This window comes from Fredinandcohnia onubensis (assembly GCF_002734285.1).
Classification (GTDB): Bacteria; Bacillota; Bacilli; order Bacillales; family Bacillaceae_L; genus Ferdinandcohnia; species Ferdinandcohnia onubensis_A.
In genome coordinates, this window is sequence record NZ_NSEA01000019.1 from 13,572 (window position 1) to 34,559 (window position 20,988).

The window sequence follows — 20,988 nt, forward strand, 5'->3', positions numbered from 1 at the left end:
ATATGAAAAACACAGGAGGTTTTTAAAGTGAAGAGGGTTATTACCTATGGAACATTTGATTTGTTACATTATGGACATATTAACTTATTAAAAAGAAGTAAAGCATTAGGTGATTATTTAATTGTTGCTTTGTCAACGGATGAATTCAATTGGAATGAGAAACAAAAAAAGTGTTATTTTACTTATGAAGAAAGAAAGAATCTATTAGAAGCGATTCGTTTTGTAGATTTAGTTATTCCGGAAACATGTTGGGAACAAAAAAATACTGATGTAGAAAAGTACCATATAGATACTTTTGTCATGGGTGATGATTGGATAGGGAAGTTCGATTTTCTGAAAAATAAATGTGATGTAGTGTATTTACCAAGAACCCCTGAAATTTCATCAACCAAAATTAAAAATGACTTAAATAAAGTGACGATATAAAGGTTTCTTTGGTTGAAAAGGAGAAAAAACATGAAGGTTCTATTTGTCTTAAATAGTGGATTTGATACACCTGGTCCCTCTAACCACTTACTTGAATCGATAATTGAAAATCTTTTACAAGATGGTTGCAAGGTTCATGTTATCGAGAAACACAAAACAGGTCAAAAACCTGATATACCTCCATCTATTTCAAATAATGAAAATTTAACTTACGATACATGTAAAGTGAAGAATGTACCGAAGACAAGCTTTGCAAAAAGATATTTGTCTGATATCATGTATGCTTTTTCTTGTTTGAAATATTACAAAAAACAAAAGGATATAGATGTGGCTTTTTTGCAGTCATGCAATACGGCTATATTTCATCTTCTTTTATTAAAGTTATTTATAAGGAAACCAGTTGTTTTTAATGTTCAGGATATATTTCCTTTGAACGCATTAATGGTCGGAAAATTGTCAGAGAAAAGTCCGATATTTAAAGTAGTGAGGTTTTTACAAAGAAGTGCGTACAAAATGGCTGATAAGATAATAACAATCTCATTTGATATGAAGAAAACTTTAGAGAACGAAAAGGTAAACAAGGATAAAATAAATGTAATTTATAACTGGAGTTATTCGGACGAATTAATAGATATTCAAAATAAAAGTAATAAGTTTATTAAGGAGAATAATATAGAGGATTCTCATTATAAGGTAGTGTACGCAGGAAATATTGGTGAAGTACAAAATATCGATATAATTATGGTTGCTGCAAAACTCCTGAAAGAAATTAGAGAAATACGTTTCTATATAATTGGTGAGGGAGTTCAAAAAGAAAAGTATTTGAAATATGCAAAAGATAACAACTTGGAGAATGTATTATTTTACCCAATGCAACCACCAGAATACGCACCTCATATATATTCTATGGCTGATATCAACATTATACCCTTAAGCAAAGGAATTATTAAAACAGCTCTTCCTAGTAAAACAGCTACGTGTTTATCATGTGGTAAGCCGATTATTGCCTGTGTAGACTTAGATTCAGAGTTTTCTAAAATGATAGATTCTCTTGATAAGTGTTCTGTTGTTGATAGTAATGATGAAATGGGACTAGCTAAATGTATCATGGAAAAATACGAAAACTCTATTAGAGGAATTTCTATAGATGAACAAGACCTGTTTAAAAGGGATTTCACAAAACAAGAAAATGTAGATAAATATGTAAATTTAATCAAAGCAATGGCAGTGATTAAATAAAAAATTAGGAGGATATTTCTTATGTTTAAAGATAAAACTTTATTAATAACTGGGGGAACAGGTTCTTTCGGTAATGCTGTAATGGAAAGGTTCTTAGACACTGATATAAAAGAAATTCGTATATTTTCACGAGATGAAAAAAAACAAGATGATATGAGGAAACATTACAAAAATGAAAAGTTAAAGTTTTATATAGGTGATGTTAGAGATTTAGCTAGTGTAAAGAATGCTATGCATGGGGTGGACTATATTTTTCATGCAGCAGCATTAAAGCAGGTTCCATCATGTGAGTTCTTTCCTCTAGAAGCTGTAAAAACTAATGTCATAGGAACAGATAATGTACTCACAGCTGCTATTGAATATGGAGTTGAAAAAGTGATATGCCTTTCAACAGATAAAGCAGCTTATCCAATTAATGCGATGGGTATTTCAAAAGCAATGATGGAGAAAGTATTTGTTGCTAAATCAAAAACAGTTGATCCAGATAGGACGCTAATTTGTGGAACTAGATATGGCAATGTGATGGCCTCACGTGGATCAGTTATACCATTATTTATTGAACAAATTAAGAGTGGTCAGCCTTTAACAGTAACGGATCCTAATATGACAAGATTTCTTATGAGTTTAGAAGAAGCGGTAGAATTAGTAGTATTTGCATTTCATAATGCTGAGGCAGGCGATATCATGGTTCAAAAATCCCCGGCTAGCACTATTGGGGACCTTGCTCAAGCTGTAAAAGAATTATTTAATGCGGATAATGAAATAAAAATCATTGGAACTCGCCATGGAGAAAAACGTTATGAAACACTTCTTACCAAAGAAGAATATGTAAAGGCAGATGACTTACCTGGCTTCTATAGAGTTCCTGCAGATCAAAGAGATCTTAACTATGATAAGTATTTTGCAGAGGGAGATCAAAAGCTTACTAGTGTAGAAGAGTATAATTCAGATAATACACAAATCCTTACCATTGAACAAATTAAGGAAAAACTACTTGAATTAGATTATGTACAAAACGAATTAAAAGAATGGAATAAAAAAATTCACGTTATGAATTAAAGGGTGGTTTTGAGTGATGAATATTCTTGTTACAGGAGCAAAAGGGTTTGTAGGAAAAAACCTTATTGCTGAGCTTAAGAACAAAGGGTATAACAATGTATTTGAGTTTACTAGGGAAAGTGATCCTTCACTACTTGAAAAGTACACAAAAGAATGCGATTTTGTCTTTCATTTAGCCGGGGTTAATAGACCAAAAGATGAAAAGGAATTTATGGAAGGTAATTTCGGTTTAACCTCTCAATTACTAGAACTATTAAAGAAACATAACAATAAAGCTCCTGTGCTTTTAACTTCTTCTATCCAAGCAGAAAAGGATAACCCATATGGGAGAAGTAAGAAGGCCGGAGAGGATTTATTATTAAATTATTATTATGAGACAGATGCTAAAGTATATGCATATCGACTTCCAAATTTATTTGGTAAGTGGAGTAAACCAAACTATAATACAGTGGTAGCTACTTTTTGTCATAATATAGCTAGTGGCGTAGATATACAGATTAATAACCCGGATGCAGAGCTTAGTCTTTGTTATATAGATGATGTGTTAGAAGAATTTATTAAGGCTCTAGAGGGAAGGCCAACTGTTAAGGATGATTTCTGCGTTGTACCTGTAACACATAATATTAAACTTGGAGATTTAGCGGACCTTATAAAGAGTTTTAAAGAAAGCAGAACAAATTTAAGTATTCCTAATATGGAGGATGCTCTAACTAAAAAGCTTTACAGTACTTACTTAAGCTTTTTACCAGAAGATCAGTTTTCTTATGATTTAAAAATGAATTCCGATCATAGAGGCTCTTTTACAGAGTTTATAAGAACACCTGAAAGAGGACAAGTTTCTGTAAATGTATCAAAGCCAGGGATCACTAAAGGAAATCATTGGCACCATACTAAAAATGAAAAATTTTTAGTGGTTAGTGGAGAAGGTTTAATTCGTTTTAGGAAGATTGGAACTGAAGAAATTATTGAGTATCAAGTAAATGGTGAAAAATTACAAGTTGTTGATATTCCTACAGGGTATACTCATTCTATTGTAAATGTAGGAAAAACGGATCTTGTAACCGTTATGTGGGCAAATGAATGTTTCGATCCAGAGAAGCCAGACACTTATTTCGTGGAGGTATAAATAATGAAGAAATTAAAAGTCATGACAGTCGTGGGAACGAGACCAGAGATTATTAGATTGTCGTCTGTTATTAATAGATTAGAAGAATCAAATGCGATTGAACATACGCTTGTTCATACTGGACAAAATTATGATTATGAATTAAACGAAGTATTCTTTAAGGATTTTAATCTAAAAAAGCCAGACTATTTTCTTAATGCAGCTACTGGGACAGCAGTTGAAACGATTGGAAATATACTAGTTAAAATAGATCCTATTATGGAAGAAGTAAAACCGGATGCACTTTTGGTACTTGGAGATACCAATAGCTGTTTATGTGCTATTGCAGCAAAAAGACGTCATATTCCTATATTCCACATGGAAGCAGGAAATAGATGTTTTGACCAAAGAGTACCAGAAGAAACCAATAGAAAAATCGTAGATCATACAGCAGATATTAATTTAACCTATAGCGATATTGCAAGGGAATATCTACTAAGAGAAGGTTTTCCTTCCGATAGAATAATAAAAACAGGTAGCCCTATGTTTGAAGTTCTAAATTCTAGAAAAGACGACATAGAGAATTCCGATGTATTAGGAAGATTGGATTTAAAAGAAGGAAACTATTTTGTAGTATCAGCACATAGAGAAGAGAATATCAATTCAGAAACCAACTTCCTGGATTTGGTTGATAGTTTAAACGCGATTGCAGAAAAATACAATATGCCTGTGGTTGTGAGTACACATCCTAGAACTAAAAAAATGATTGAGGCTAAGGGTGTAGAGTTTAATCCTTTAGTGAAAACTATGAAGCCTTTAGGGTTTAATGATTATGTGAAACTTCAAATTAAGTCGAAAGCAGTTCTTAGTGATAGTGGAACAATTAGTGAGGAATCTTCAATTCTTGGATTTAGGGCACTTAATATCAGACAAGCTCATGAAAGACCGGAAGCTATGGAAGAAGCAGCAGTTATGATGGTTGGACTTGGAAAGGAAAGAATTTTACAAGGACTAGAAATCATAGAAACTCAAGAAAAAGGTACATTAAGACTAGTTGAGGATTATAGTATGCCTAATGTATCAGATAAGGTAGTTAGAATTATTTTGTCATATACAGATTATGTAAACCGAATCGTATGGGGAAAACAATAACGAGGTATAAACGATGAGAATATCCTATTTAATTTCAAAGTTGATAAGTAAACTACAGATACCTGCCATAAAAAATTCAAAAATCAATGAAAGTGCTAGAGTTGCTCCAGGAACACATCTTGTTAATGTCACAATTGGAAGATACTCTTACATTGGTAGGAATACGGCAATCAATAATACTGATATCGGTCAATTCTGTTCAATAGCAGGGGATTGCAAGATAGGTGGATCTAGTCACCCCTTAGATTGGGTATCCACCTCACCAGTATTTCACGAAGGAAGAAATATTATGGGAAAAAACTTCTCCAACCATCCATATAAAACTACTATAAAAACAACAATAGGGAATGATGTCTGGATAGGCAGTAATTGCTTAATTAAGAGTGGTGTGAAAATAATGGATGGGGCGGTTGTTGGAATGGGTTCAGTTGTGACTAAAGATATTGGACCTTATGAAATCTGGGCCGGGAATCCCGCTAAATTAATTAGAAAAAGGTTCAATGAAGTTACTGCCACTAAACTACTTGAAACAGAGTGGTGGGATTTGGATGAAGAGGCACTGTATAATGCCTCGAAATCATTTAATGAAATCAATAAATTCATAAATGAAACAAGGTAAGGGGACTAATAAATTGAAAATACTTCATTTATGCTTAGCTAGCTTTTATGTAGATAATTATTCTTATCAAGAAAATATGTTACCAAAGTACCATAAACTGTTAGGGTTGGAAGTTGAAATAATTGCATCCCTTGTGTCATTTGACGAAAATGGAAAGAGTTGTTTATTAGAAAACAGTAGTCAGTATGTAAATGAACATGGTATACCTGTTACAAGGTTAGAATATAAGAAATCTTTAGAAAGCAGAAGACTTCGACGATACGTGGGGACATTTGAAGCAATTTCGTCTGCTAAGCCTGATATTATCTTTATTCACGGATGCCAGTTCCTTGATATATTGCAAGTAGTGAAATATGTAAAGAAAAATCCTAACGTTTTAATTTATGTAGATAATCATGCTGATTTTTCTAATAGTGCGACAAATTGGCTTTCTAAAAATATACTTCACAAAATTATATGGAAGAAATGCGCAAAATTAATTGAGCCATTTACTGAAAAATTTTACGGGGTATTACCCGCAAGAGTTGATTTTCTAAAGAATGTTTATTCATTGCCAAAGGAAAAAGTGGAGTTACTAGTTATGGGAGCAGATAATGAAAAAATTGAAGAAGCTAAAAATCCATCTATTAAATCCAAAATTAGAAATCAGTATAACATACTACCAACAGATTTTTTAATAATTACAGGCGGGAAAATAGATAAGGCAAAAAAACAGACTATACTCTTAATGCAAGCTATAAAAAAGATAGATAACCCAAATGTGAAATTAATTGTATTTGGCTCTATAATAGAAGAATTAAAAGAAGAAGTATTTAATCTTATTGATGGTGAAAAAATCCAATACATTGGTTGGTTAAAAGGAGAAGATAGTTATAAGTATTTCGCCTCAGCTGATCTAGCAGTATTTCCAGGAAGACATTCTGTGTATTGGGAACAGGTGGTTGGCTTAGGTATACCGGCAATATTCAAAAAATGGGATGGAACATCTCATGTCGATATAGGAGGCAATTGTTCTTTTCTTTTTAACGACTCCGTGGAAGAAATAAAGAAAAATATTGACCTTTTATTAAACGATAAAGATAAATATCTAGATATGAAATCTATAGCTGAGAAAAAGGGTATGCAAGAATTTTCGTATTTAGATATTGCCAAAAGGTCTATTAATTAAAATATAATATAAATAATCAAACTTAAGTTGGTAGATTGCACCCATAAATAAAGAGATAACCATTAGAAAAATAATTTGTAGTGGGTGGATATTTTGAAAAGTTTAATTTCGTTAATTGTAATCTTTAGTTCATATATATTTTTTACAGTTTCAACATTAGTTGGATATGAATATGTTGGAGCAGAATCGAGTTCAAGTTACATTATATATAGCATGACAATATTTATTTTGGGAATTCTTTTATTTTTATATGACTCATTAAGGAAAAAACATAGATATAAAAAAAATGAACTTTTAGTGTTAACAATTCCTTTTTTAATGGCTTCGAGTTATTTATTATCAGTTTTAACTGATAGTATTATTTGGTCAGGAACAACTCGTTTTCTCTATTTCATATTGTGGGGTGTACCATCAATTTTAATGGGTATATATTTATCCAGAAATAACCGAATTGATCAGATTGGAAAGTATATTGAAATTATAATGTTGATTTTTAGTATTTCAATAACTGTATCTACAATAGATAGCCTTATTTACGGAGGAAGGTTTAGTATTGCTGGAGGGACATATCAGGCAGGAGGGTATATTTCAGCATTTGCCTTTGGTTTAAATCTGTATTACTTACTCTATGGAAATAATCATAAAAGGTTCAAATTTACTACTAATAAATATTACTTTATATTATGTTTAGTGATACTTCCTGTGCAAATAATTGGGGTTTTCACATCAGGAGCGAGAGGAGCAATGGTATTAGTAATTGCGTATCTCTTAATTATTACCAGTAGTACCGTGAAAACCATGAAACTATCTCAACTAATTAAATATGTAGTGTTACTTATAGGAACAGCAATCGTAGCATTCATATCACTGCCAAATCTACTAGAAATTCCCACTTTTAATAGTTCCTTTAATAGAGTTTTTTCTTATATTTCTACTGATGGAATAGATTGGTCTGGAACGTCAAATAGAGATATCGTATATTCGAAGGCACTTGATCTAGTTTTCGAGTCTCCATTATTAGGATATGGTATTTTTGGGATGTGGAAAGCCTTTGAAGCATATCCTCATAATATTTTTCTTGAGGTTTTAATGCAAGGTGGTATAGTGTATTTTTCTATTTTTATTTTTATAATTACTCTGGCATTAAAGAAATTGTTTTATATTATTAAAATAAATCCTAAATGCAGGATTATATTTATTTTATCTATTTATCCAATAATAATGTTATTGTTTAGCGGCACCTATATTAATAATTCTTTATTTTGGTTCTCCTTATCTTTTATATTTAGTTATAATCCCCCGATTTCTAACAAAAGGAAGTTAAATATTAAGTAACCCGGGAATTACTATATGCTAATAAATTACAATATAGTACAAAAGTTTAGTAAAAGGACAGTAGAAAGTGTGAGTAAAATGAAAAAAATATTAATTTTAACAAGTTTATACCTACCAAATCCTTCTGCTAATGGTATAAATACGAACTATATTGTTAATGAACTCAAAAAAAGAGGGCATGAAGTTCACTGTGTTAGTATAAAAAGAGAAAATGAGAGTTCTTTCGAAGTAATAGATGGTACACACATATATCGGATAAGTCCTTCATTCTATAGTCGCATAATGTCTAAAGAAAAAGACTTAAAGGAGAACTTTTTGCGTAATCTATTTTTTAAAGCTTGTCGAATATTGAGAGCATTAAAGTTAGGTTTGCTATTATACAGATTTCCAGATAATGATATCTTACAAAATAAGAAAACATATAATTTATTAAAATCCTTACATGAAAAAGAACAATATGATTGTGTAATAGGGGTTTTTAAACCATTTACAAATATAGCAGCTTTAAGGAAATTTAAAAAATATAATAATAATGTAGTCTGTGGTGCATATTATCTAGATTTAATTAATAGTGCTAAACGTCCGTTTTTAATGCCTAAGTGGTTATATAAACAACTATGTTACAAAGGTGATATCAATACATTTAAGGAATTGGATTATATACTTTTAGCAAAGGGAGGAAAATCAATATATGATGGTATGGAATATGACTCTATAAGGGAAAAAATAGATTACATTGATTTTCCAACCTTCCATGAGTTATCTTCATTTAGCACCAAAAATGAAAATAAACAATCTACTGTATTAACATATGCCGGTACACTTGATAGTGATTATAGAAATCCAGAATATTTATTGGCGTGTTTAAAGTCAATAGATCAAAATATAATATTAAATATTTATGGCAAAGGGAATTGCGATGATATTTTAAGCAAATATAATGATGGAGAATCCTTAAAGATTATTAATCATGGAATGGTTTCTCAGGAAGTCGTGAGAAATTCTATGCTACAAACTGATTTTTTAGTAAACATTTCAAACAAAATCCAGAATGCTGTTCCAAGTAAAATATTTGAAATGTTTGGTACGGGAAAACCGATTATTAACTTAACTTTTAGTAAAACCGACATTTCAAGAGAATATTTCAATAAGTATCCTTCTGTTTTAAATGTTGAGACATGGAAAAATATCGATTCACAACTCCTAGACTTACAAGAGTTTCTTATTAGAGAAAAGGGGAAAAAATACAATACATTGGATATAAAAAGAAACTTTATTGAAAACACTCCAGAATTTACGGTTGATATTATCGAAAGAAGAATTAATAACTGAAATTAGTTTTAATAAGTAATCCCAACAAATTTGCCTTAATAGTTAGAAGGAACTAAAATGAGAAGGATAATTAACAATTATATATATAGTTTGATTTATCAAGTAACTACTTTAGTCTTACCATTTTTGTTAATCCCCTATGTCTTAAGAAGACTTGGGCCAGAAAATTTAGGTATCGAATCGTATACATTATCTGTAGTTTCAATATTTATTATATTTGGTAACTTTGGAGTGAAAAACTATGCTACTCGCCAAATAGCTCGGATTAGAGATAATCAAACGAAATTACAAGAAGAAACCTATCATATTTTTATAATAAGGACATTCTTTACAATCGTAACTTCAATAGTGTTCTTGATTTTTATTTATGAAACAGATTATTATTATCTATTCCTTATACAAATTATTTATCTTTTTTCAGCTACATTTTTTGATGTTACGTGGTATTATGCAGGAAACGAAAAGTTTAAGGAAATAATGGTTAGAAACATAGTGTCTAAGTTATTGGGAGCTATTTTAATTTTTTTATTGGTAAATGACAGTGGAGATTTATGGATTTATCTCCTTGTTAATGGATTAGTGAATTTAGTTCCCAATTTATATCTGACTATAAAAATGATACGTGAATTAGAAGTTCCATTATTTAAAAAGTTGAACAAACAATTATTAGGTATTCAGGTTAAGGGGATGTTTCCCTTCTTTTTTATGGGGTTTGTTATCCAGCTCTATATGAATGTGGATAAAATTATTTTAGAAATGGAAGACTTTACTGTAGAATTAGGTATCTATAGTCAAATGTTAAAGTCAGTAATGTCATTGGTAGCACCAATAACAGCTTTAGGGACTATTCTATATCCTTATATTTCTAATATTTCCGCAAAAAATGAGAAAGAGGGAGTTTTTAAAACTTTATCTATAAGTATAAACTTTATTAGCATCTTATGCTTTGGTATGTTTTTTGGATTACAAGCTATATCAACAGAGTTTGTTGTTTTATTCTTCGGGGATAATTACCTTATCTATGAAAGCTTATTTAGAATTACAGCTATATTAATTTTGACTACAGGAATTTATAATGTTTTTATCCAGCAAATAATATTACCTAATAAACTTGAAAAATATTATACTTTTTCTATAATTATTGCAACAGTTGTAAAAATATTATTACTTATTTTCACTATAGATAGCTTTGGAATATATTCAGCTATTATATCGTATCTAATAGGGGAAATTATTATTCTTGTTATTTGCTTTTTTAGAGTGAATAAAATTATTAAAATAAGTAGCTTATATAAAGGAACAAATATTTTCAAGATTTTATGTGCAAGTATACTAATGTTTGGACTTGTTTATTTACTAGATTTTAACCTAGTAGGGGATGTTTTGACAGGTATGTTTTCTTATTTTGCATTTTTGATTATCTTTAGGGAAACGTCTATAACAGAGTTTTTAAATATTGTTATCAAAAAAATAATGAATTCTCGATAATTAAGTCGGGGAGTAGTAATTTTTAGAGTTATTTCACGAAGTTGCTAGTGCGGTAAATATGTTATTTGCATGTAGGGAGAGTGTATTAATAAAATGAAAGTCACAATCGCTGGAACGGGTTATGTAGGCTTATCAAATGCTATATTACTGGCGCAACATAACGAAGTTATAGCAATTGATATTATTCAAGAAAAAGTAGATATGATAAATAATAGAAGATCTCCGATTTTTGATAATGAAATTGAGGAATATTTAGCAACTAAAGAATTAAAATTAATTGCTACAACGGACAATTACAAAGCGTATAAAGATGCTGAGTATGTTATCATTTCAACACCAACAAATTATGATCCTGAGAAAAACTATTTTAATACCAGAACCGTGGAAGCGGTTATCGCTAATGTACTATCTATCAATCCAGATGCGGTGATGGTAATCAAGTCAACAGTCCCGGTAGGTTATACAGAGAAAATAAAAGAGAAGTTTGAAACCGATAATATCATTTTCTCACCTGAATTCTTACGTGAAGGAAAGGCTTTGTACGATAACTTATACCCTTCACGTATAATCGTTGGTGAACAATCTGATAGAGCACAGACTTTTGCTGATTTGTTAGTTCAAGGAGCGATTAAGGAAGATATTTCTGTATTATTTACCAATTCAACAGAAGCAGAAGCTATTAAACTATTTGCCAACACATACCTTGCGATGAGAGTCGCATTTTTTAATGAGCTCGATTCTTATGCAGAGGTAAGAGGATTAGACAGTAAGCAAATTATTGATGGTGTAGGTCTAGATCCGCGAATTGGTAATCACTATAATAATCCTTCCTTTGGCTATGGTGGATACTGTCTGCCTAAAGATACAAAACAGCTATTAGCTAATTATGAAGATGTTCCAAATAATATAATGACAGCTATCGTAGATGCAAACAGAACAAGAAAAGATCATGTTGCCGAAATGATTATTAAGAAGAATCCTAAGATTGTTGGAATCTATAGGCTTACTATGAAAATGGACTCTGATAACTTTAGACAATCAGCTATTCAAGGTGTTATGAAGCGTATTAAAGCTAAGGGTATTGAAGTTGTTGTGTATGAACCAGCACTTCATGAGGAGACATTCTTTAATTCAAGAGTAATTAATGATTTTGAAGAATTCAAGATGGTATCAGATGTAATCGTTGCTAATCGATTATCTGATGATTTGCGTGATGTAGAGGACAAGGTATATACAAGAGATTTGTTTAGTAGAGATTAATTACAATTACCCGCTGAGCCAAAAGTGGCTCGGCGGGCTTATTTGTCGTACTTTTTATCTTTTCCACCACAAAGAGGATCATGCACATCATAACATAACCCTCAATATTCAATCCTTCCTATATTTGCACAGCATTTCTTCTTTTAATATTTTTCCCCACTCAAGATCAATAAGCATTACATATAAATTAGCTCGAAGAGATAATGGTAGTCTCCTCGTGATATAATTAAAATCCTTTTCATCATTAACAACTATAGTAAATTTATCAGTTTCAAGTAATTCAAATGTAGCAATCCGTCCATAAAGATGAAAGGGGTGGAATGAAGGGTGGTTCCGGCCAGGAATACTTGGTCTAAAATCTAAATACCATCTTTTATATTCATTGTGCTCTATGTTAAGTACCATATCAGGGAATCTAAATCTTTCCTCAGTCTTTTCTACACTCCATTTAAATGGCCTCTCAAATAAATCAGCCAATATAACCTGTAGGAATTTTCTCTCTAACTCTTCCATTTGCTCTCTAAAGTTCATCGGAGAGTATTTCTCTACTCCGCCATTTCTATTTTCATCCGATTCATCTTTTCTAGCTAAATGCCCAGCAGCAACCATCAAATCTTGATAAGACACTTCATTATGTGCTTTTGCAGCAAATTTTGATATCGTTTCCGGAGTAGGAGGTGAAGCAATCATTTGTCTAAGAAACCTGGAGATGTGAGCAGCACTTACACCTGTCTCATTAGCGAAATTATTTATGGATCTATCACCTTTCGCCCGGTCAAGTAGCACGGCAAACTCCTCTTTATTGAATTGTTCCTCATTATTCATTATATTCCACCTCATCCTATCTTATATTCTTATTATATTTCAAGTGTTGATTGTAGTCAACGATAAATAAAAATCAAGTTAATATATTTGTTGTGTTAATTATACTACCGTGCTATAATAATTTCAAAATTAGTTGTTGGGAAAATCATTTGGTGCATTGTTTATTTTGCTCACATATTTTTTTACTACATCTATTGACTACAAACAATACATAAAATGAAGTTTTAACAATACTAAATTTAATTCATTACATGATGTTTAAAAGGGGATGGAATCAATGGCCAAAGTAGTAAAATGTCCAGTGTGCACAAAAAGATTAATGGACATGCTTTCAGCAAAGGAAGCTGAAGTGCAAATAAAATGTCCAAGGTGCAAAAAGGTGATAAATGTATCATTTTTAAATAATCAGGCTCATGGGGAAGCAGTGTAATCATCTAATCAATATCTACAAATTTGTTACTATTTGACAGATGTTTATTATTCTTACTGTACAGAACGTATGTTCCTGTGTAAAATATAATTAAGGAATACTTTTCATTTAAATAGCTTCAGCATAGTTGGGAGGAAAACAAATGATTAGAGAAGCTAACATTACGCGAGTAAAATGTCCTGCCTGTGGTTACAGGTTGTTTGATAAGGGGGATCAAGCATGTGGTCCCGTGCAAACGAAGTGTGGAAGATGTAAGCAGGTTTGGGAAGTTGAACTTGCGACAGATAAATTCAAACAGGTAAGCGGAAAACCTAAAGCGAGACGGAATGCGGGGCCTGACCCCCGGTTAGATAAAATTTTACAGTACTAAAGTATTAAAAGATTTTAGAAAAGATCGGGTCTATAATATAGGCAATAATGATCCCGAAAGCTATAGAACGTATAGTCACTTTGACACACCGGGGAAAACAAGGACCCCCCTCGCTGAAGGATATGGAAGGGGGGGCCTCAAATAATATATAGTTTATTCTGACATGATTCTAATTAAATCATATTGATAGAAGCGGCGGTTTCTCTGGCGGTCATCACCATAAATCATGTTTAATCGTACAAGTTCAGTAAGGCTCTTTCTTATTGTTGGAGCTGCTAAAAGAGTAGTAGATTTAATCTGGTTAACAGTGGCAATCGGATTCGAGAACATGGCTCCCCAAACTTTTTTGGTGGAAGGTTGCTGTAGTTTGGAGACTCCCTCTTGGTATAGCCTTTCAGCTTGATCCAATTTATCATAATGGTTTTCTGCCATTCGCATAGTAGCGTCTAAGAAAAATAGAATCCAACTTTTCCAATCAGGTTCTGTACGTCCAATGGATCTTACTCCATTTAATAGTGCATAATATTTAAATCTTTCTCTCTCCAGTTCCTCGCTAATAAAAAAGAATGGCGAATCGATAATTTTTGATTGTAGGAGATATAAAACAATTAAGATTCTCCCTAAACGTCCATTTCCATCTAAGAAAGGATGAATAGATTCAAATTGTGCATGAATAATTGCTGCATTAATTAGTGGATGAAGGGGATCTTGCTCATTCTCTGATTTATATGGGTGCCTATTAATATAACGCTCCAAATTTGTCATGTATTCTGCGATTAGGTGAGGTTCAGGAGGGATATATGATGCATCTTTTATATTGTTACTGGGACCAATAAAATTTTGAATTCTTCGATAATCTCCTGCTGTACTTGTAGATCCTCTAGTGTTTTCCATTAATATCGTATGCATGTCTCGAATTAATCGTTCGGTCAAGGGGTAGCCAATTTTTATTTTCTCCATCCCAAATTTCGGGGCCAGACCCCCGCAAGGGTAAAGTTTTACAGTGTTAAAGTGAAATAAATAGTGGTGTGGAACTACAGTGTTTTGTCGCATGTTTTTCAAAGTGAATTAGAAGTATATGATGATATTAATCAAGCGAAAATATAAAGCAGATGGTCTTTGAACCTCTAAAAAAAAGAAAGACGGCAGCTACAGAATCGTAAGCTTCAAGGGTATTTACTTCACAAAAAATACATATTTCAATGACACCATTTGTAAAAATGGTGTCATTTTTAGAATATAGGTAATATACTCTTAATCATCTAACACTGATTTTGCAAGGCTATAAACGATTGCATCATCTGTTGGAGGGTTATGAAGCCCTGCACGAACATCACGGAAATACCGTTGGAGAGGATTTTGTGCGGAAAGACTTCGAGCTCCAACAATTCTCATTGCCAAATCCACTATTTTGTTTGCGCTGTTTGTTGCGATATGTTTTACAGCTGCTAGTTCTGCCCCCATATTACCTCGCTGTTCAGGTTGTTCAACCCATTTTCTTGCGACAGAGTAGAGGACTTCGCGAGCATTAAATAATTCTAATTCTATCTCTCCAATTTTTCTTCGTACTTCTGGTACATCTTTGATCGGACCTGGTAGGGTGGTAGGGCTATATTCAGAAGCAAATTTTATTGCATAATCTCTAGCGGAAGTAGCTATCCCAATGTACACAGCAGGGATTTGCAGATACCAGCCTTTTGGTGAAGGTTTTTTGATATCCTCTTCTACCAATAATGCATCCTCAGGGACAAGGACTTGGTCTAGAATGAGGTCATCACTCTTAGTACCCCTCATGGAAACACTATCCCAGGTTTCTTTTATCTGAACCCCGTCAAGTTTATGATCAATTAAAATATACCCTTTTGTACCAGTTTGATTGACATCAACTGAAACAATGGAATAATCGAGTGCAATGGCCATGGAAGTGAATGCTTTAGCTCCATTTACGCGCCATCCGTCTTTTTCTTTAATCGCGGTAGTCGTAGGCACGCCACCTCTAGAAGGACTTCCTGTCGCACGTTCTGATTGAGCAAGATTAATGAGTGCTTTCTGATTTACGATTAAATCGCATATCTTGGCGAAGCTTTCTTCGTTCCAGTTTCTACTTTCAGCTGCTTCGAGAATCACGCCGAGATGCCAGCCGAGAGACAGGGCAGTTGGTCCGTCCCCATTCGCAATAATTTCTTGAATCTTGAGATATTCATATAGGTTAATACCATGGCCCCCATACTCAATTGGTACAGTAAGTGCTAAGAACCCCTTTTGCTTCAAGTCCTCAAAATTTTCAAAAGGGAATTTTCCCTGTGCGTCAATTTCGGCAGACCTTTCTCTAAAAGTTTCAGCTAACTCTTCGGCTTGTTTTAGTAAATTTTGTTGGATCTTACTTTCTGTTGATTGAACAAATGCAATTGTCATACTCATTCCTCCATCCATTTTTAACATAAAAAAGTCCACTTTCTTGGCGACGAAAGAGGACTTCGGATAATCTATCCTTTCTCATCTGTCAGACATCTTATGTCTGCTGGAATTAGCACCTTTCTTAATAAATAAGAGGTTGCTGCAGGATCGTAGGACCAGATTCCTCCCCTGACTCTTGATAAGTTTTGAAACTATGTAATTTTAGAATACACATTATACGATAATTTTATGGTTGTCAAGATTTAAAAAATAAATCCAAATATGAATAATAAAAATATTAAAAATACTTGTTGACAATATTTTCATTCTCATGTATATTTTGGATTAAATTTAATAAACTGATTTCTTTATCAAGAGAGGTGGAGGGACTGGCCCTTTGATACCTCGGCAACAGGCTTACTAGCACTGTGCCAATTCCAGCAAGCGATAAGCTTGATAGATAAGGAAGGATTGTGCTTTTGTGTGTAAAAGCCTCTTCTTTTCTTAGAAGAGGTTTTTTTATTTGTAAAAATATTTTATCAATTGGAGGAATGAAAGTTGAGTAACCAAAAACAAATAATCTTAAATGCCTTTGAAATGAATAGTTCCATGCATAATTCACATGGGTTTTGGAAGCATCCGAAAAATCAAAGACATCGTCGATATAAGGATTTAGATTATTGGGTAGAGTTGGCGAAACTTCTAGAAAGAGGGAAGTTTGATGCGGTATTTTTCGCGGATGTCCTTGGAATCTATGATGTGTATCAAAAGAGTAAAGCGCCGTCCATTCGAGATGGATTGCAGGTACCATTAAATGATCCCGCGTTGCTCATTTCTGCAATGGCTCATGTCACTGAAAATTTGTCCTTTGCAATTACAGTAAGTACTACATATGAAGCACCTTTTGGTAATGCTAGACGTTTCTCTACCTTAGACCATTTAACAAAAGGAAGAATTGCATGGAATGTAGTAACTTCATATCTACCAAATGCTGCAAGAAACTTCGGTCTGCAAGATATGATTAAGCATGATGAGCGCTATGATATTGCAGATGAATTCCTCGATGTTTCGTATAAATTGTGGGAGCAAAGCTGGGAAGATGATGCAGTTGTTGAAGATGTTAAAAATAAAACGCTTGTTGACCCAGATAAGGTACATGAAATTAATCATGAAGGCCTTTATTTCAAAGTCGAAGGGCCGCATTTAAGTGAACCTTCATTACAACGAACACCTGTTATTTATCAAGCGGGTACATCTGAAAAAGGGCGTGAATTTGCTGCAAAGCATGCGGAATGTATCTTCGTTGGAGGTCCGACGCCTGAAAGAATTCGATATTATGCAGACGATATTAGAAAGAGAGCGGAAAAACACGGCCGTAATCCAGAACATCTCAAAATCATTTCTTTCTTAAGTGTGATCGTCGCAGAAACGACGGAGGAAGCAGAACAGAAATTTCAGGAATACAACAAGATGTGGAGCCCAGATGCTGCAAAAGCACAGTATGGGGCAAGTGGATATGACATTGCCGAATATGAAGATGTAGATCCAGATGAGCCATTTGGATATAAAAAGAAGACAGAAGGCGGGCACTATAAAGCCGCTCTGCTTACCAAGGATGCACCAAAACAATTAACAGTAGGTGAAGTATTGAACCGTTTTGAGTCATTGGACCGTAACAGTATCATTGTCGGAAACCCTGTAGAGGTGGCTGATGCGATTCAGTACCAGTTTGAAGAATCAGGGGTAGACGGCTTTAACTTAAACCATTTAGTCACACCTGGTGATTTGGAAGACTTTGTTGATTTAGTTATACCTATTTTACAGGAACGTGGCTTATACAAAACTGAATATAAGCAAGGTACGTTACGAGAAAAGTTGTTTCCACAGGGTAAAAGTATATTGCCAGAAGATCACCCTGGTAGTAAATATAGACGTGTCCCTGCTAAACAGTAGAAATATGTCTGGAGATGGAAGTGAGGGCAACAGCTCTTATGATTGAGTTGAAGAATATAACAAAAGAATATGTCAGCAAAAAGAATAGAATTATCGGTGTCGATAATGTCTCGCTTACAATTAATAGGGGTGAAATATTTGGTATTGTCGGCTACAGTGGTGCCGGAAAGAGTACGCTGCTACGGTGTATGAATATTTTGGAGAGACCCACGTCTGGTATCGTTAAAGTTGATGGTGTTGATCTCTTGCAGTTATCGAGCAAAGAACTCCGTAAAGCAAGGCAATCAATTGGCATGATTTTTCAAGGGTTCCATTTGGTTGCTTCCAAAACAGTGTATGAGAATGTTGCTTTTGCCCTAAAGGCTGCAGGGGTGGAAAATAGCATTATAAGAGAAAGGGTGGAGGAATTGTAGGCACATCATCCTCCCAGAAGCAAAACCTGGTCTCATTACAGGGTTAACCATTACTGCTATTAGTCTTATTGGTTATTCCGCAATGGCCGGTACAATCGGCGGTGGAGGAATTGGCGATCTAGCCATTCGATATGGGTACTATCGCTATGATAATACGGTGATGTTCACTACGGTTATTTTGTTAATTGTGTTAGTACAATTCGTTCAGTATTTTGGAGACTTTATAGCAAAGGCTGTTAACAAGCGATAAAAAATAAATTCTGGGTGGTAATGAAAAATGAAAAAAATGATCTTTTTACTTCTATCATTTCTAGTGGTTAGTGTACTTTCTGCTTGTGGCTCTAATGACAGTTCGGCATCTGGTGCAGAAAAGAAAGAGTTAGTGTTGGGTGCAACCATTCCATATAGTGACATGCTTGAAGAAGCAGTAAAGCCTTACCTTGAGGAAAAAGGATATAAAGTCACAGTGCAAGAATTCAATGATTATGTACAACCAAATATTGCTCTTAACAACGGGTCTTTGGATGCAAATTTGTTTCAACACAAAGTGTATATGGATGGATTTGCTAAGGAAAATAACATGGAATTAACCAGCGTGATTACGGTACCAACGGCACCTATTGGCATTTATTCCAATAAGTATGATTCATTGGATGAAATCGAAAAGGGCAGTACAGTTGCAATAGCCAATGATCCTGCGAATCTAGCAAGAGGGCTTACCGTATTAAAAGAAAATGGAGTAATCGACTTTGATAGTAATATCGATCCCCTCCGAGCTACCGAGAAAGACATCACGAGCAATCCTAAAGAGTTAGTATTTAAGCCAATTGAAGCAGCCCAATTACCACGAACCTTAGAATCAGTAGACCTTGCTGCAATTAATGGTAACTTTGCGATATCAGCTGGACTAGACTTAACTTCTGCTCTTGTTCGAGATAAACTGCCTGAAAACATCATCAACCGAGTCGTTATAAAAACGGAAAATATTGATAAGCAATATGTAAAAGACATTAAAGAAGCAGTAGAATCAGATGCATTCAAGAAAGTAATAGATGAACAGTTTCAAGGCTTCCATAGACCTGATTGGATGAAGTAAAGAAGGGGGCCTGACCCCCGCCAAGGTAAAGTTTTACAGGGTTAAAGTAATTTATAAAGAGTGCAGAACTAATGTTCCTGCATGGATTTACACTTGCCACTTATAGTTTATTCTACTGCCTTTATGATAGAATTGAAGAAAAATTATGTAGGTGAATGTATGAACCGGTGTGAGCACTGTGAATCTAACAAGGTGAAAATAATATTTGGTAGCATGTATTTATGTAACGATTGTTATAATGAACTCATGGTTGAGGATTTAGAAGTAGAACTTGAGCCGCTGATTGAAAGCTTTTCGTTGAAGGACTATCAGGGCACTAGTCGTACCTTTAGTGTTGAAAGGCGACTATATCCCACTGGGATTTTCTTAGAAGCTAGTGAAAACATAGAATATGGTTATAAATTTGCTGTACATGGAGAGTTAAACTGTAATCAGCAAGAACTACTTAACAAATTAATCGCAAAGGCACGAAGAGGCACAAGTACACAACAAGTGAAAAATGGAGTTTTTCCTAATGGACAGACTTACCATACAATCATTAATAATCAAATTACAGGCCTCATCCAATATGATGAGACTTCAGATGATACACCGCTTGTTATCGTTGATGGAAAGCCTTTTACATGGGATGAACTCGGGAAGATGCTCATGTCGTATGAAGGTTTTCAGTTTAAAATAAAGACGTATGATTTAACGGATGATGCCGAATAATTCACATTGGTTTTAGGGCACGATCTCCACAGTAGTGATAAAGAGAATGAGATACATGCCAAGATCGAATGAAAAGGGTATGGCATCGGCATGTGCAATTTGTAGATACACTCATTCGGGAAGTAACAATCTGTACTAATCAAGTATTTTGTGAAAATGTTAATTTCGGAATTCTGGGGCCTGGCCCCCGCTGTGTGGGAATCTAACCATATAAATTCTACAACATTAATTATCTTTGTAGTACGCTAGTCCAATTTCTGCTATGATTAAAATACAATTGCATAGCAGGGTGGGCGGTTGAGCTTCCTATAACGGGGGTGACACCGTTGGATATGGCTACAGCAACATTTATGATCATGTTTATAACTTTAGTCGTACTACTGATCGATAAAATGAAAAAGTAATCCACCCTGCTCTTTGGTCGGAAACGGGTGGATTACTCATGTAATTAAACCTTATTACTGCCAATCGCTCACTTTGTGAACTTGCAATTGGATAACCGTATGGCTGCAACCATGCGGTTATTTTAGTTTGTGTGATTTTTTAATATTTTATACTATATTTATAATATTATTATAGCACTTCCGTAGTCTGAAAAAAACATATTGAA

At 33.7% G+C, this 20,988-nt stretch carries 19 protein-coding genes, 2 pseudogenes and 2 riboswitches; of the genes and pseudogenes, 18 read left to right on the forward strand and 3 right to left on the reverse strand.

The features are described from left to right. The first annotated feature begins 27 nt into the window (after positions 1 to 27). From tagD to CKJ95_RS17425, 11 genes are all read left to right on the forward strand, one after another. On the forward strand, positions 28 to 426 hold the full coding sequence (gene tagD, locus CKJ95_RS17375) for a glycerol-3-phosphate cytidylyltransferase (RefSeq protein WP_099354710.1): 399 nt from the start codon (positions 28 to 30) through the stop codon (positions 424 to 426). A gap of 30 nt (positions 427 to 456) precedes the next feature. Then, the gene (locus CKJ95_RS17380) at positions 457 to 1,665 is read left to right on the forward strand and encodes a glycosyltransferase family 4 protein (RefSeq protein ID WP_099354711.1); all 1,209 of its coding nucleotides are present in this window, start codon (positions 457 to 459) and stop codon (positions 1,663 to 1,665) included. A gap of 21 nt (positions 1,666 to 1,686) precedes the next feature. Next, positions 1,687 to 2,724, forward strand: a complete 1,038-nt coding sequence (locus CKJ95_RS17385; protein WP_099354712.1) for a nucleoside-diphosphate sugar epimerase/dehydratase — start codon at positions 1,687 to 1,689, stop codon at positions 2,722 to 2,724. Between the two features lie 16 nt (positions 2,725 to 2,740). Continuing rightward, on the forward strand, positions 2,741 to 3,850 hold the full coding sequence (locus CKJ95_RS17390; protein WP_099354713.1) for a capsular polysaccharide biosynthesis protein CapF: 1,110 nt from the start codon (positions 2,741 to 2,743) through the stop codon (positions 3,848 to 3,850). A gap of 3 nt (positions 3,851 to 3,853) precedes the next feature. Further along, positions 3,854 to 4,981 carry a non-hydrolyzing UDP-N-acetylglucosamine 2-epimerase gene (gene wecB, locus CKJ95_RS17395; protein ID WP_099354714.1) on the forward strand — a complete coding sequence of 376 codons (1,128 nt, stop codon included), beginning with the start codon at positions 3,854 to 3,856 and terminating at the stop codon, positions 4,979 to 4,981. A gap of 13 nt (positions 4,982 to 4,994) precedes the next feature. Further along, complete coding sequence (locus CKJ95_RS23515; RefSeq protein ID WP_180271567.1) at positions 4,995 to 5,600, forward strand: CatB-related O-acetyltransferase; 606 nt, start codon at positions 4,995 to 4,997, stop codon at positions 5,598 to 5,600. 13 nt (positions 5,601 to 5,613) lie between these two features. Beyond that, positions 5,614 to 6,768 (forward strand): glycosyltransferase family 4 protein, encoded by a 1,155-nt coding sequence (locus CKJ95_RS17405; RefSeq protein WP_099354715.1) that lies wholly within the window; start codon positions 5,614 to 5,616, stop codon positions 6,766 to 6,768. Positions 6,769 to 6,861: 93 nt separating this feature from the next. Then, the gene (locus tag CKJ95_RS17410; RefSeq protein ID WP_099354716.1) at positions 6,862 to 8,103 is read left to right on the forward strand and encodes an O-antigen ligase family protein; all 1,242 of its coding nucleotides are present in this window, start codon (positions 6,862 to 6,864) and stop codon (positions 8,101 to 8,103) included. A gap of 78 nt (positions 8,104 to 8,181) precedes the next feature. Continuing rightward, positions 8,182 to 9,435, forward strand: a complete 1,254-nt coding sequence (locus CKJ95_RS17415; RefSeq protein WP_099354717.1) for a hypothetical protein — start codon at positions 8,182 to 8,184, stop codon at positions 9,433 to 9,435. Between the two features lie 57 nt (positions 9,436 to 9,492). Further along, positions 9,493 to 10,923 carry an oligosaccharide flippase family protein gene (locus tag CKJ95_RS17420; RefSeq protein ID WP_099354718.1) on the forward strand — a complete coding sequence of 477 codons (1,431 nt, stop codon included), beginning with the start codon at positions 9,493 to 9,495 and terminating at the stop codon, positions 10,921 to 10,923. A gap of 93 nt (positions 10,924 to 11,016) precedes the next feature. Further along, positions 11,017 to 12,183, forward strand: coding sequence for a nucleotide sugar dehydrogenase (locus CKJ95_RS17425; RefSeq protein ID WP_099354719.1), 1,167 nt, complete (start codon positions 11,017 to 11,019; stop codon positions 12,181 to 12,183). Positions 12,184 to 12,291: 108 nt separating this feature from the next. Here CKJ95_RS17425 and CKJ95_RS17430 read toward each other — a convergent pair whose 3' ends face one another. Then, positions 12,292 to 13,008: a hypothetical protein gene (locus tag CKJ95_RS17430; RefSeq protein ID WP_099354720.1), complete on the reverse strand. Its 717-nt coding sequence runs from the start codon at positions 13,006 to 13,008 to the stop codon at positions 12,292 to 12,294. Between the two features lie 277 nt (positions 13,009 to 13,285). On the opposite strand from CKJ95_RS17430, the gene CKJ95_RS23520 reads away from it, so the two are divergent. Both CKJ95_RS23520 and CKJ95_RS17435 read left to right on the forward strand, forming a co-directional pair. After that, a complete protein-coding gene (locus tag CKJ95_RS23520; protein WP_180271566.1) occupies positions 13,286 to 13,438 on the forward strand; it encodes a hypothetical protein in 153 nt (50 codons plus the stop codon). Positions 13,439 to 13,580: 142 nt separating this feature from the next. Then, positions 13,581 to 13,808, forward strand: coding sequence for a hypothetical protein (locus tag CKJ95_RS17435; RefSeq protein WP_099354721.1), 228 nt, complete (start codon positions 13,581 to 13,583; stop codon positions 13,806 to 13,808). 153 nt (positions 13,809 to 13,961) lie between these two features. Here CKJ95_RS17435 and CKJ95_RS17440 read toward each other — a convergent pair whose 3' ends face one another. After that, positions 13,962 to 14,741 carry a Fic family protein gene (locus CKJ95_RS17440; RefSeq protein WP_180271568.1) on the reverse strand — a complete coding sequence of 260 codons (780 nt, stop codon included), beginning with the start codon at positions 14,739 to 14,741 and terminating at the stop codon, positions 13,962 to 13,964. Between the two features lie 321 nt (positions 14,742 to 15,062). Continuing rightward, positions 15,063 to 16,223 (reverse strand): acyl-CoA dehydrogenase family protein, encoded by a 1,161-nt coding sequence (locus CKJ95_RS17445; protein WP_099354925.1) that lies wholly within the window; start codon positions 16,221 to 16,223, stop codon positions 15,063 to 15,065. 78 nt (positions 16,224 to 16,301) lie between these two features. Beyond that, a riboswitch (SAM riboswitch) is annotated at positions 16,302 to 16,411 on the reverse strand. Positions 16,412 to 16,570: 159 nt separating this feature from the next. Continuing rightward, positions 16,571 to 16,672: riboswitch (SAM riboswitch) on the forward strand. Positions 16,673 to 16,763: 91 nt separating this feature from the next. Between CKJ95_RS17445 and CKJ95_RS17450 the strand changes: the two genes are divergently transcribed. The 5 genes and pseudogenes from CKJ95_RS17450 to CKJ95_RS17470 all read left to right on the forward strand — a co-directional run bounded on the left by CKJ95_RS17450 (position 16,764) and on the right by CKJ95_RS17470 (position 20,378). Then, a complete protein-coding gene (locus CKJ95_RS17450; RefSeq protein ID WP_257215838.1) occupies positions 16,764 to 18,158 on the forward strand; it encodes an LLM class flavin-dependent oxidoreductase in 1,395 nt (464 codons plus the stop codon). Positions 18,159 to 18,196: 38 nt separating this feature from the next. Beyond that, positions 18,197 to 18,568 (forward strand): annotated as a pseudogene (locus CKJ95_RS17455) (ATP-binding cassette domain-containing protein); the annotation flags it as partial. A gap of 7 nt (positions 18,569 to 18,575) precedes the next feature. Continuing rightward, positions 18,576 to 18,821 (forward strand): annotated as a pseudogene (locus CKJ95_RS17460) (ABC transporter permease subunit); the annotation flags it as partial. A 27-nt stretch (positions 18,822 to 18,848) separates the two neighbouring features. Beyond that, positions 18,849 to 19,667 (forward strand): MetQ/NlpA family ABC transporter substrate-binding protein, encoded by an 819-nt coding sequence (locus tag CKJ95_RS17465; protein ID WP_099354723.1) that lies wholly within the window; start codon positions 18,849 to 18,851, stop codon positions 19,665 to 19,667. Between the two features lie 159 nt (positions 19,668 to 19,826). Next, the gene (locus CKJ95_RS17470) at positions 19,827 to 20,378 is read left to right on the forward strand and encodes a DUF7713 domain-containing protein (protein WP_099354724.1); all 552 of its coding nucleotides are present in this window, start codon (positions 19,827 to 19,829) and stop codon (positions 20,376 to 20,378) included. The last annotated feature ends 610 nt before the right edge of the window (positions 20,379 to 20,988 follow it).